The 11,735-nt window shown below is 57.6% G+C and carries 12 protein-coding genes and 1 tRNA gene; 9 read left to right on the plus strand and 4 right to left on the minus strand.

Annotated features, from left to right (window positions below):
- Positions 1 to 116: 116 nt before the first annotated feature.
- On the minus strand, positions 117 to 368 hold the full coding sequence (locus tag MCUTH_RS03180) for a hypothetical protein (protein WP_066955471.1): 252 nt from the start codon (positions 366 to 368) through the stop codon (positions 117 to 119).
- Between the two features lie 161 nt (positions 369 to 529).
- Here MCUTH_RS03180 and MCUTH_RS03185 point away from each other — a divergent pair, with 161 nt between their 5' ends.
- Both MCUTH_RS03185 and MCUTH_RS03190 read left to right on the plus strand, forming a co-directional pair.
- Complete coding sequence (locus MCUTH_RS03185) at positions 530 to 1,201, plus strand: MTAP family purine nucleoside phosphorylase (RefSeq protein ID WP_066955474.1); 672 nt, start codon at positions 530 to 532, stop codon at positions 1,199 to 1,201.
- A complete protein-coding gene (locus tag MCUTH_RS03190) occupies positions 1,198 to 2,514 on the plus strand; it encodes an amidohydrolase family protein (protein ID WP_066955477.1) in 1,317 nt (438 codons plus the stop codon). The genes MCUTH_RS03185 and MCUTH_RS03190 overlap by 4 nt, the downstream gene beginning before the upstream one ends.
- Before the next feature lie 41 nt (positions 2,515 to 2,555).
- Here the strand turns inward: MCUTH_RS03190 and MCUTH_RS03195 are convergent, their stop codons facing one another.
- The gene (locus MCUTH_RS03195; RefSeq protein WP_066955480.1) at positions 2,556 to 3,545 is read right to left on the minus strand and encodes a TolB family protein; all 990 of its coding nucleotides are present in this window, start codon (positions 3,543 to 3,545) and stop codon (positions 2,556 to 2,558) included.
- Positions 3,546 to 3,659: 114 nt separating this feature from the next.
- The gene (locus MCUTH_RS03200) at positions 3,660 to 5,360 is read right to left on the minus strand and encodes an AMP-binding protein (RefSeq protein WP_066955483.1); all 1,701 of its coding nucleotides are present in this window, start codon (positions 5,358 to 5,360) and stop codon (positions 3,660 to 3,662) included.
- Between the two features lie 91 nt (positions 5,361 to 5,451).
- On the opposite strand from MCUTH_RS03200, the gene MCUTH_RS03205 reads away from it, so the two are divergent.
- Positions 5,452 to 5,604: transfer RNA gene (locus tag MCUTH_RS03205), tRNA-Trp, on the plus strand.
- Between the two features lie 156 nt (positions 5,605 to 5,760).
- Here the strand turns inward: MCUTH_RS03205 and MCUTH_RS03210 are convergent.
- Entirely contained in the window at positions 5,761 to 6,285 is a 525-nt protein-coding gene (locus MCUTH_RS03210; protein WP_066955486.1) for a DUF421 domain-containing protein, read from the minus strand.
- A gap of 202 nt (positions 6,286 to 6,487) precedes the next feature.
- Between MCUTH_RS03210 and MCUTH_RS03215 the strand changes: the two genes are divergently transcribed.
- From MCUTH_RS03215 to MCUTH_RS11545, 6 genes are all read left to right on the plus strand, one after another.
- Positions 6,488 to 7,669: a bifunctional 5,6,7,8-tetrahydromethanopterin hydro-lyase/3-hexulose-6-phosphate synthase gene (locus MCUTH_RS03215; protein ID WP_066955489.1), complete on the plus strand. Its 1,182-nt coding sequence runs from the start codon at positions 6,488 to 6,490 to the stop codon at positions 7,667 to 7,669.
- A gap of 114 nt (positions 7,670 to 7,783) precedes the next feature.
- Positions 7,784 to 8,377, plus strand: a complete 594-nt coding sequence (locus MCUTH_RS03220; RefSeq protein WP_066955492.1) for a PH domain-containing protein — start codon at positions 7,784 to 7,786, stop codon at positions 8,375 to 8,377.
- Complete coding sequence (locus MCUTH_RS03225) at positions 8,370 to 9,857, plus strand: PH domain-containing protein (RefSeq protein WP_236707429.1); 1,488 nt, start codon at positions 8,370 to 8,372, stop codon at positions 9,855 to 9,857. Before MCUTH_RS03220 ends, MCUTH_RS03225 begins: the two co-directional genes overlap by 8 nt.
- Before the next feature lie 107 nt (positions 9,858 to 9,964).
- Entirely contained in the window at positions 9,965 to 10,276 is a 312-nt protein-coding gene (locus MCUTH_RS03230) for a nucleotidyltransferase family protein (RefSeq protein ID WP_066955495.1), read from the plus strand.
- Between the two features lie 417 nt (positions 10,277 to 10,693).
- Positions 10,694 to 11,149 (plus strand): HNH endonuclease signature motif containing protein, encoded by a 456-nt coding sequence (locus MCUTH_RS11300; protein ID WP_083524746.1) that lies wholly within the window; start codon positions 10,694 to 10,696, stop codon positions 11,147 to 11,149.
- A 75-nt stretch (positions 11,150 to 11,224) separates the two neighbouring features.
- Complete coding sequence (locus tag MCUTH_RS11545) at positions 11,225 to 11,629, plus strand: tetratricopeptide repeat protein (RefSeq protein ID WP_161937566.1); 405 nt, start codon at positions 11,225 to 11,227, stop codon at positions 11,627 to 11,629.
- Positions 11,630 to 11,735: the final 106 nt, after the last annotated feature.

The following is an 11,735-nucleotide window of genomic DNA, read 5'->3' on the forward strand; positions in this document are numbered from 1 at the left end:
ATAGCCATTCGTCGACACTAACTCTGCTCCTTGTTGTTGGTTTCGTCATTAACACAAGGAGCAACGGTTTTATAGATCTTTCCCCTCAGATGGAGCCGACCCTCGACTAGAGGGTTTCAACAGAGCCGAATGATCGAGCCTTCCGGCATCGCCTCCACGTTCACAGGAACACCCTCAAGGAGTTCGACGACATCGGCTAGGCCGCAGAAGACTCCCCAGGGATCCGGGAGGACCGCGGCGGTCACCTCCATCGTGACCTCCGGGTTGACGCCGTCCTTCTCCATGACCTCCACGACCCGCTGGAAGTAGACGTCCGTGCACTGCCCGGCCCGAATGGCGTCTTCGCCGACTATGAGAATCCTGCCCATGAATCCAGGTTGTCGCCGAAGATGTAAACCCTTCTGGACCGCGTCTCTCCTGCACCGAAAAGATGGGCTTTTTCCCATAAGACGTCGACCCGATAGACAGGAATGACGCACGGAGAAGTGTATGCCGCTATGCCGGCTAAAAGAGCCGCGGGGTGGGCCTAGTGCTCGGGATCATCGGGGGCACGAGCCTCCTCTTCGCCGACCTGCCGCCCCTCGAGAAGACGACCGTCGCCACACCCTATGGAAAGGCGGAAGTGTATACAGGAGCCTTTGCCCTCCTCCTGCGCCACCAGTACAGTCTCCCCCCGCACCGCATCAACTACCGCGCGTGTCTTTCGGCACTCGCCATCCTCGGGGTGGACCGGATCGTCGCCATCGGCTCGACCGGCTCCTTAAAGCCCGAGATCCCGCCGGGCTCGATCGTCATCCCGACCGACTACTTAAGCCTCACCGACATCCCGTCCATCTATGAGTGCAGCATCGAGCACGTCCGCCCCGAACTCGACGCGGACCTCATCCGCACCCTCGGCGAACTCGTCCCCGAAGCCCGTGTAGGGGGCGTCTACGCCCAGACCCGGGGACCCCGGATCGAGACCGTCGCCGAGGTCAAGGGGCTTTCAAAGGTTGCCGATATCGTCGGGATGACGGTTGCAAGCGAAGCGACGCTCGCCCTGGAACTAGGAATGCGATTTGCCGCCCTCTGCACCGTGGACAACTATGCAAACGGTCTCGGGAGCGAGACCCTGACCTACGAACACATCCTCGCGACCTCTCGGGCGAATGCCAAAAGGACAGGGGATATCCTTGAAAAAATTGTGGAACGACTTGCATGACAGACTTAGATGACATCTTTACTGCCCGGGGCTCGGTCCTGATCGCCGGGGCCTCCATCAACGGATCGACTGCAGACATCGCGATCGACGAGACCGGAACGATCGCCGCGATCGGGGAGGACGCCCGGCGGGCGATCGACGCCGATATCGTCATCGACGGCTCCGACCGGCTTGCCGTCCCAGGCCTTGTCAACACCCACACCCACGCCGCAATGACCCTGCTGCGGGGGTATGCAGACGATATGCTGCTGCAGGAGTGGCTCTCGCAGAAGATCTGGCCGCTTGAGGCACACCTTACAGGCGACGACGTCTACGCCGGGACAAAACTCGCGTGTCTGGAGATGATCAAGAGCGGTACCGTCGCGTTCAACGACATGTACTTCTTTATGGATCGGGCTGCAGCGGCGGTTGACGATATGGGGATGCGGGCGACGCTCGCCTACGGGTTCATCGACCTTGGGATGGAAGAGAAGCGCGAGGCCGAGATCAAGGCGACCGAAGCCCTCGTTGATCACATAAGATCGCTCAATAACCCGCGGATCCAGGCGGCCGTCGGTCCCCACTCCGTCTACACCGTCTCCCCCGAGGGTCTCTCCTGGTGTGCGGAGTACGCAAAGGAGCAGGGGATCGGGATCCACGTTCACCTCTCCGAGACCGAGAAGGAGGTCACCGACTGCGTCGCGCAGTTCGGCAAACGTCCCACGTACCTTCTCGACGAGTACGGCTGCCTCACCCCCCGGACCGTCGCCGCGCACTGCTGCTGGCTCGACGAGGCCGAGTGCCGGCTCCTTGGAGAGCGCGGGGTCTCCGCCTCCCACAACCCGGCAAGCAACATGAAGCTCGCCGTCAACCGGGCGATGCCCTACCACTGGCTGAAGCAGTATGGGGCAAACGTCGCCCTCGGGACCGACGGCTGCTCCTCGAACAACAACCTCGATATCTTTGAGGAGATGAAGTTTGCCGCGCTGCTCCAGAAGTTTGCCTGGAATTCACCGACCCTGCTTCCCGCCGGCGAGGCTGTCATGATGGCGACCGCGGCGGGCGCCCGGGCGCTCGGTATTGGCCCGGGGACGCTGACCGTGGGCGCACCGGCCGATATCGTCCTCCTCGATGCCCGGGCGGTCTGCAACACCCCGCTCTACAACCCCGACTCTAACATCGTCTACGCCTGCAACGGCGGTGCGGTCATGACCGTCCTCTGCGGAGGCAGGGTCCTGATGCACGAACGGACGGTGCCGGGCGAAGAAGAGATCATCCAAGAGGCTGCTGCGGCAGCCCGGTCGCTCATCGAGCGGGCAAAAAATTCGGCCTGATCAGGTCTGGAGGAGGGCAGGGCCCCCTCCCCTCGAACCGGTCATGCGCCAGGAGTATAGAGGTAGATATCCCAGTTCCCGGACCGGTTATCCATCCAGACGATCCGATCGCCTGATATTTGCGGGAGATACTGCGCAGCGTTGTCGCTCGTGATCTGCTGGATCTCCCCGGTGGTGATCTCATACAGGTAGATGTCATCGGTATCCTGACTCGTGGCGTTCTGCCAGACGACTAGATCCCCTGATATATCGAGGTAGGTGACCAGCCCCGGCGGGCCGCCGGCGATCCGCTGCTCCTCACCAGACGTGAGGTTATGGATGACGAGCGACGACGAACCGTTCCCCACCTCGGACCAGACGGCCCGGTCTCCGGAGATCGCCGGGAACCCCTGCATCGCGCTGCTGCTTGCAAGCGATACCGGTGCTCCTCCTCCCTGACTCACGAAGACGGTATAGTTCCCGCTGCTCTGGTCAGCCCAGATGACAGTATCGCCCGAGAGATCGGGCGAGATGATCAGGGGATCCCCCTGCACCGGGCCGGATGAAATCCGCGTCGTCTCTTGAGTTGTCAGGTTCATGGCATAGATGCCACCATCGTCTCCGGCCCGCCCATCAAGCCAGACGACCGTATCTCCATCGATTGCCGGCACATTTCCGCCGGTTCCGTTGGTGATCGGGGTCTCCGTCCTGGTTGTCGTATCATAGAGCCAGATCTCCGGTGTTCCTGAACGGCTGTCCTCCCAGACGATACGGTTCCCCGAGATCTCCGGCCAGAGCGCGATGGCATTCCCGTCGGTGACCCTAGTCTCTGTGCCGCCGGCGATATCATAGAGGTAGATGTCGGCGCCGCCGTGCCGTCCATCCACCCACACGATCCTCTCGCCGTCAATCGCTGCGGAGATCTGGTCGCTTTGGTTCGTCGTCACCTGCACCGGGGCGACTGCACCGGTCTCCCCGACCGGTGCCGCACCTGCAGCGGCCGCCAACGCTACAATAAAGATACATACAAGATACAGGAGTCGATGATCCATGGATCTCCCCCGGGGTGGGGTAACGTCCATGGTATAAAAATGAAGTTATGATGATGCCTGAAGAAGTCTTCCGGAGTTTCTATTCTTGAGCGCCTTTTTGGATCAAAAAAAGGTTTACGCGGTCTCGATCTTTGATTCGTTCTCAAGACCGAGCTCCTCGATCGCCATCTCCCGCATCTTGAACTTCATGATCTTCCCGGATACCGTCATCGGGAAGTCATCGACGAACTTGACGTAGCGTGGGATCTTGAAGTGCGCAATCCGGCCGCGGCAGAACTCCTTCACTTCATCTTCCGTAAGGGTCGCACCGTTGACGGGTTTGACCCAGGCCATCAGTTCCTCGCCGTACTTCCTGTCGGGCACCCCGATTACATAAACATCGGCGATCTTTGGATGGTTATGGAGGAACTCCTCAATCTCGCGCGGGTAGATGTTCTCTCCACCGCGGATCACCATATCTTTCAGCCGCCCGACAATCTTGATGTAATCCTCCTCGTCCATCACGCCAAGATCGCCGGTGTGGTTCCAGCCGCTCTCGTCGATCGTCGCCCGGGTGGCGCTCGGGTTGTTGTAATACCCGCGCATCACGCAGTAACCCCGGGCGCAGATCTCCCCGGTCTCGCCGCGGGGAACGATCCGCTTCGTGTGCGGATCGACGATCTTGATCTCGGTGTGGGGGAAGGGTTTTCCCAAGGTCGTGATACGCCGCTCCAGCGGATCGTCGGTCGTCGTCATTGTGACGCCGGGTGAGGTCTCGGTCTGTCCGTAGACGATCACGATCTCGGACATATTCATCTTCTTGTTGACCTCACGCATCACTTCGATTGGACAGGGCGACCCGGCCATGATCCCGGTCCGGAGCGTATCGAGACGATACTTCGGGAAGTTCGGGTGGGAGAGTTCCGCGATGAACATCGTCGGCACGCCGTGGAGCGCCGTGCACCGCTCGTCCTGAACCGTACGGAGGACCGCTTCGGCGTCGAAGATCGGCGATGGGAGGACCATCGTGGCGCCGTGAGTGACGACGGCCATATTCGAGAGGACCATCCCGAAGCAGTGGTAGAACGGCACCGGGATACATAGCCGGTCTTTATGGGTGAACTTCATCCCTTCGCCGATGATGAAGCCGTTGTTCAAGATATTGTGGTGAGTCAGGATGACCCCTTTCGGAAACCCAGTCGTCCCGCTGGTATACTGGATGTTGACCGGATCGTCGAAGTCAAGCGCCTCTTCCCGCTCTCTGAGTTCGTCGGGGCTGATGAGCGCGGCCTTCTCCATGAGCTCGTCCCAGGTGTACATCCCGTTGTAGGGAATATCCCCAAGGAAGATGACATTTTTTAAGAACGGGAATTTGTCGCTGTGGATCCGACCGGGTTTTGCCTCGAATGCCTCCGGGCAGGCCTCGTAGAACATACCAACGTAGTCGGAGGTCTTGAACCTCCCTTGAATGATGAGCGTCTGGATCTCCGCCTGCTTCATGGCGTACTCGAACTCATAGGTCCGGTAAGACGGGTTGATGTTCACCATGATGGCGCCGATCTTTGCCGTGGCGAACTGGACAAGCACCCATTCCGCATAGTTCAGCGCCCATATTCCAACCCGGTCACCGCGCTCCACATCAAGCGCCATGAGGGCGCGCGCAAGGGTATCGACGCGCTCGAGAAACTCCGCATACGTCCAGCGGATATTCTGATGGACGGAGACGAGCGCCTCGTTATCCGGATGCGCTGCTGCAATTCGGTTCAGCATCTCACCGATGGTGATGCCAAGAAGAGGTATCTGCGAGTTCCCACACGCGTAACTGCCCTCAACCATTCTATATAAATGGGTCAGCATATCGTTATATGGTTTACTGGTTTTTCCAGCGCAATCCTTATGTTTCATGACGTCGACGATATAGAGGAAAGGGGTCGTGGCCTAGTCCGGAATGGCGACGGGCTCCAGCGGTCTTTGCACGTGATGAACAATGGGTCTCCTGAATACGAGATGATGACCCGTTGGAGCACTGATGCATGTCGGAGAGACCCGTCGATCGTGAGTTCAAATCTCACCGACCCCACGTTCTTTCGATCTTTTGCCTGATACTGTGGGGTATCTTCCTGGAACTTTTTCAGACTGAATCCAAGGATACTTGCTTCGTATCTGAAGATAGAGTAGGCGCTGGCGGTTCCTTTCGCACCCCCGCGTGAGCCCATGCCCTATCTCCTGAGTTAAATCATTCCGTCTTCTTTCTCTCTTCAACTGCCGCTGCCCGGCTTCGGTCGGTCTCGCGATAGGTCAGCGCTGAGATGTCGCCGTCACTCTCGATGTAGGCGATCCGCACCTCCTCGATACTGGCGATACCCAGTGCACGGAGCCGCTCGCGGAGGTCATCATGCGTCATCAGTTCTCGCCTGAGGCTCTTTTCGATGATCTTCCCGTCCTCGATCACTTTCAGTGCTTCAGGGGAGACAATCTTGCGGATTCGTTGGCTCTTGTACTGCCCGATGGATACGAGTACTGAGAGGGCGAGGAGTGTCGAGGCGCTGACCAGAGCGGCAAGCAGGGAACTGTCACCGGCAGTGAACGCTTCTGCGATGCTCTCAGATATGATGAGCAGGAGAATGAGGTCAAAGGGGGTCAGCTGCCCGAACTCGTGCCTGCCGATGAGCCGCATGACAAGCAACAGAAAGAAGTAGATTACCGCCGCCCGGAGGATGAGTTCAAGGAGCGGCGTCTGGAGGGTGAAAAGTTCCGACATGCCCGGCGCAAGAGAGCGAGGATGGATTATACCTTTCGTCACCCTCACAGGCCGCACCCGACCGCCCTTCCTTGGGGCGGAACCTCCGCTCTATTCATTCCTCTTCGCGAAATGTCCCCTTGCAGGGCTGGTTCAGGAGGGGAACCGGGAGGTCTTTAATAGGAGTCCCACTAATATTTCTGCACTATTTGAGGGCATGCATATGTATCTCATCGGTGAAGCACTGGTTGGAGACGGCGCAGAACTTGCGCACATTGATCTGATAATGGGGAACAAAGAGGGCGCGGTAGGGCAGGCGTTTGCAAACTCACTCTCACAACTCTCAAAGGGGCACACACCGCTTCTTGCGGTCGTCAGGCCGAACCTGCTGACGAAGCCCTCGACGCTCATCATCCCGAAGGTCACTCTAAAGAAGGAGTATCAGGTAAACCAGATGTTCGGACCCGTCCAGGCGGCGGTCGCGAAGGCAGTCGCCGACTCGGTCGAGGAGGGCGTCTTTGAGGGGATCGATATCGAGGACACCGTCATCCTGGCGAGCGTCTTCCTTCACCCCACCGCACAGGACTACAACAAGATCTACCGGTTCAACTACGGCGCGATGAAACTCGCGATCCGCCGGGCTCTCGACCGGTTCCCTGACGTCGAGACGCTCATGCACGAGAAGGACCGGGCGGCCCACGCGGTCATGGGCTTCAAGGTCCAGCGCCTCTGGGACCCACCGTACCTCCAGGTCGCGATGGACCTTGTCGATAAGAACCACATGCGCAAGGTCCTTGAGTCGCTGCCCCAAAACGACCACCTGATCATCGAGGCGGGCACACCCCTGATCAAGAAGTTCGGGCTCTCGATCATCTCCGAGATCCGCGAGATCCGGCCGAATGCGTTCATAGTCGCCGACTTAAAGACGCTTGATACCGGCAATCTTGAGGCCCGGATGGCCGCCGATGCCGGTGCCGACGCCGTCGTGATCTCCGGCCTTGCGCCGCTCTCGACGATCGAGAAGGCGATCGAGGACACCCGGAAGACCGGGATATATACGGTCGTCGACATGCTCAACGTCGAGGATCCCCGCGCCGTCATCGAGCAGTTGAAAGTGAAGCCGGATGTCGTGGAGCTCCACCGCGGTATCGATATCGAGGAGACTACTCACGCCTGGGGAGACATCCCGGCGATCAAGAAGGCGGGCGGCGAGCGGCTGCTGGTCGCGACCGCGGGCGGTATCCGGCAGGACGTCGTGAAGGACGCGCTCAAGGCCGGTGCGGACATCCTGGTCGTCGGTCGGGCTATCACCGCGAGCAAGAACATCCGGCATGCGGCGGAAGAGTTCCTCGAGGAACTGAACACCGAAGAGATCGATCAATTCCGGGTTATGACCGACTTTTAGTCGGTCAGTACCTTTTTTCTGCCGGAGAATTTCCGGTAAAATTATCCGGCGCTCCCAGAAATGCACGCCATCTCGGAAATAGGTTAAAGTGAGCAGAACGGCATTACATTAACCATGACGTATCCCGGCTTGGTGAGCAGACGAACTCCAGCCGATGAGGGATCCCCGGCTTCCGGGACGAATTCAGCCGCGAACGGTTACCGGCGGCTGAACTGGAAGTGCATGCTCTCGATGTACATCGGTCATGCCACACTGTATCTCCTCCTCCTTGCAGCCTATATCCTTGTGAGATCCCATGCGCAGGGGTTCTTGGGCTTTTATTATGAGCCCGTCATGTATGCCTTTACCGTGCTCCTTGCGATCGTCCTGGTCTACACGATGGCGGCTCCGCCGGTCTTCTACGTCCGCTACCGCTACCGGATCACCGACGACCGGATTGACGTGCGCTCAGGGGTCCTCGTGCTGCGCCACATCCTGGTGCCGATCGAGCGGGTGCACCAGGTGGAGATCTCTCGAGGCCCGATCAACAGCATCCTTGGCCTTGCGGAGGTCACCATAACCACCGCCGGCGGCGTTGCAACGTTGAGTTACCTCGAGGTCGAAGAGGCGGAGCGGGTTGCTGAACTGTTAAACAGCCTGGTTGGAAGGATGCTCAGGGAGAGACTATCGGCGACCCCGGCCTCGCTCTCCGGGCCTGCAGGTGACTGAACATATGGTCGTGCCCGGCGAGAAGATCAGATGCCACCCAAGCATCATCGTGGAGAGGTCGCTCTCGGGAGTCGTGCTCCTCGCGTTCCTCGTTACACGGTTTGAAGGGACTCCAGTAGCGGCCGTCCTTTTGGCCGCAATCGTCGCGCTGCTGCTCTTTTACTACAGACAGTGGAAGCTGACGACAATCCGGTTCAATGAAGCAGAGATCGTAGTGGAGAGGGACACTCTCTTTAAGATGAAGAAGACCCTCCCCTATACAAAGATTGCATCGGTCAACGTGAACCGGGGCATCATAAACAGGCTCTTTGGAACCTCGAGGCTGCAGATCAACATCAACTCCGGCAGCAGCGCAACAGTCCCGGAAGCGGTCCTGACGTTTCGCCGGGATCTGGCGGACGAGTTGCGGTCCACGATATCGGAGCATCTCTACGGCCAGGAGATCGCACCGGACGAGGACAAGGCAGTTGAGCCCCTCGTATCCTTCTCACCGGTGGATGTGATCATCCACGGCCTCTTCAGCGTCTCGACCTACCAGACCTTCGTCGGCTCGCTCTTCCTGGCTTACTCGGTCTTTGAACTGTATACCTCTATGGGCACGGGGTTTGGGGCCGACGGTAAGGCTCTCATCTCCCTGCTGATCTTCGTTGCGGTCCAGGTAGGACCGTCGATATCGCTCATACTCCGCTATTACAACTACCGGGTCTACCGCCGGGGCGAGACGATATACCTGGAGCACGGTCTGCTCCGAACCTACAAGACATCGTTTGAAGTCTCGAGGGTCAATGCCATCCGGGTAAAACAGACGCTTATCGCCAGGCTCATGCACCGGTCGTGCATTGAGGCCGAAGTAGTGGGGCTCGCGTCTGGGAGCGGGGAGAGCCTCCGTCCCATCCTCTGTCTCTTGAAGGACGATGCGACGCAGCAGCGGCTCCTTGAGGAACTGGTGCCGGAGTTCGTGGACGGCCACGCCCGGGAGCGCCAGCCGGAGGAGGCAAAGGGCGTCCTCCTGGTCCGGGCCGCCATAGCCTCGCTCGTGCTCGTCCTGGCGGCGGCCTACCCGTCGGTCTACGTCTACCGCGAGACGGCGGCGATCCCCGGGATCGCCGGAACAGTCCTCCCGTTCGCCCTGCCGCTCGCGACGGCGGCCGCGGCCCTCGCGATATGCTACGCGACGTACGTCTCGTACCGGGTCACGGAGTTCGGCACCGGCGCCGACCTCTTTTCGTTCGTGAACGGCGCCGTCGACCGCGAGACGGTCGTGATGAACTACGACAAGGTGCAGATGGTCCGGATAACACAGGGCCCGGTCGCCCGGCTCTTCGGCGTCGCCCGGGGGAGGGTCTACCTGCTCTCGGCGGTCGGGGGAGCGAGCGTCTCGTCGGGGTATTTCGCCGGGAGCCGGCTCGCCGCCATCGGGGAGACCGTCATGGAGCGGATCGCGAGCGGGGAGTACGATTGGCGGAAGAACAGTGTCTGAGGGGAGTTGCCGCCTCAGGATGAAGGAGCGCGCCGGAACTGGGCTGGAGCGGTCTATCCGAAAGGGATAATGCTCCCCCTGTAGTATACCTCTCATAGAGGACTCCGGTGCACGCAATCATCCACGAGAAGATCCCCGAGATCGCCGGCATCGCGGCACGCCACCGCGTAAAAAGGCTCGGCATCTTCGGTTCGGCGGCAGGGGACCGGTTCGACCCGGCATCGAGTGACATCGATTTTGTCGTCGAGTTCGAGCCGATGACCCCGGTGGAGCATGCACGGGCGTACTTCGGTCTCGCCCAAGACCTGGCCCGAGCCTTCGGCCGCGAGGTCGATCTCGTTGAACTGTCCGCGGTAAGGAACCCGATCTTTCGCCAGGCGGTGGAAGAGACCGCGAGGGAGATCTATGCCGTCGCGTGAGGGGAGTGCTCCTGTGGGTACTGCCGAGGCTGACGAAGACGAACGCTGGCTATGAGTGCTTTCGTTTTACACGATGGTAGGAAGTAGCATCGTCATTTCGGATCAGATAACTGGCGCACTACCTCACCGTGAAGAAGCGGAAACTTGACTCCACAACACCCCTTTACGAAATCGGTCGACAGGGCGCCAACGAGAGATTCCAGGAGATGCCGTGATCGTTTACGTGAGTGTAGAAAGTGGGGTTCAAATTCCAAGCGTGATGGGAATGCCGGTCCGACTAAAAAATACATCAATCAATTCTTCAAAATGCATACAAACACCACCTGAGAAAAAACCAAAAAGTTTTTCCTTGTTCGATAGATATGAACGCTCATTCAATGACAGGTGGTTAATAGAGTAATATATTAAGGTGATACTATGGCAAGGCGTAAAAATCCTTTCGACATTGATCTCCCCTCAATTACTGGACCAGTGGACGTATTTGGCAATGGACCGGGAAAGTCTCAAAAAAAATCGAACAAATCTAAGTTAACCCAAACTCAAAAGACTAAAATTAAAAATGTTGTTGGAAAGTGTGAATATCCAGGATGCAATCATCCACCTCATGAAGTACACCATATTAAATGGCTGGAGGAAGGCGGGACAGATACATACAGTAATCTTGTAGTTCTTTGTGGCTCTCATCATAACGATGCACATGGAAAGAATCCGCAGGGAAATATGATACCTAAAGCAAAACTAAAGAGCATCGTTACTAAAAGGTCTAAAGCCAAATCTGACAACATTAAGGCGATCTTGAAAAATGTCGGCATACGGGGAGGGGGAAGCAGGGAAGACAACCGAGATCCTTGGGATATCGACTTTAGGTTTTAGGGGTTAAATCTCGTTAATCGTTCAATACGGGGACTTATGGGAGATAAATGTATAATCTGTGGGAAATTCGTTGGATTGTTCCAGAAATACGTCGTTTATCCTGGCAGAGAAAAAGGTGCTCTCGAGATTACATCAGGGCAACCGATATGCAATAAGTGTCAAGAAAATATGTTTGACACTATCAATGCAGAAGAAACGGCAAACATAATTTTGTTGCTGCAAAACGGAAAGGCCCAAGAAGCATTAGAAAGACAGATGGAGAATTACAATCCCAACAGTCCTGCGAGTAATTATAACGTTGGAAATCTCCTCAGTAATTTACACCGTCTCGATGAAGCCTTAGAATATTACGATACTGCTCTCTTCTTAGATACGCATTATGTTAAAGCATGGTATAGAAAAGGAGCATTGCTCTTCTATACAGATAGACATCCTGATGCTGCAAAATGCTTTGAAAACGGCTCTGTTGAAACCCTCTAGTCGAGGGTCGGCTCCATCTGAGGGGAAAGATCTATAAAACCGTTGCTCCTTGTGTTAATGACGAAACCAACAACAAGGAGCAGAGTTAGTGTCGACGAATGGCTAT

It is taken from the genome of Methanoculleus thermophilus, assembly GCF_001571405.1.
Lineage (GTDB): Archaea > Halobacteriota > Methanomicrobia > Methanomicrobiales > Methanoculleaceae > Methanoculleus > Methanoculleus thermophilus.

Coding starts and splice junctions, on each gene's coding strand:
- MCUTH_RS03180 (WP_066955471.1), bottom strand. CDS start 368: ATGGGCAGGATTCTCATAGTCGGCGAAGACGCCATTCGGGCCGGGCAG.
- MCUTH_RS03190 (WP_066955477.1), top strand. CDS start 1,198: ATGACAGACTTAGATGACATCTTTACTGCCCGGGGCTCGGTCCTGATC.
- MCUTH_RS03195 (WP_066955480.1), bottom strand. CDS start 3,545: ATGGATCATCGACTCCTGTATCTTGTATGTATCTTTATTGTAGCGTTG.
- MCUTH_RS03200 (WP_066955483.1), bottom strand. CDS start 5,360: ATGGTTGAGGGCAGTTACGCGTGTGGGAACTCGCAGATACCTCTTCTT.
- MCUTH_RS03210 (WP_066955486.1), bottom strand. CDS start 6,285: ATGTCGGAACTTTTCACCCTCCAGACGCCGCTCCTTGAACTCATCCTC.
- MCUTH_RS03215 (WP_066955489.1), top strand. CDS start 6,488: ATGTATCTCATCGGTGAAGCACTGGTTGGAGACGGCGCAGAACTTGCG.
- MCUTH_RS03220 (WP_066955492.1), top strand. CDS start 7,784: ATGACGTATCCCGGCTTGGTGAGCAGACGAACTCCAGCCGATGAGGGA.
- MCUTH_RS11300 (WP_083524746.1), top strand. CDS start 10,694: ATGGCAAGGCGTAAAAATCCTTTCGACATTGATCTCCCCTCAATTACT.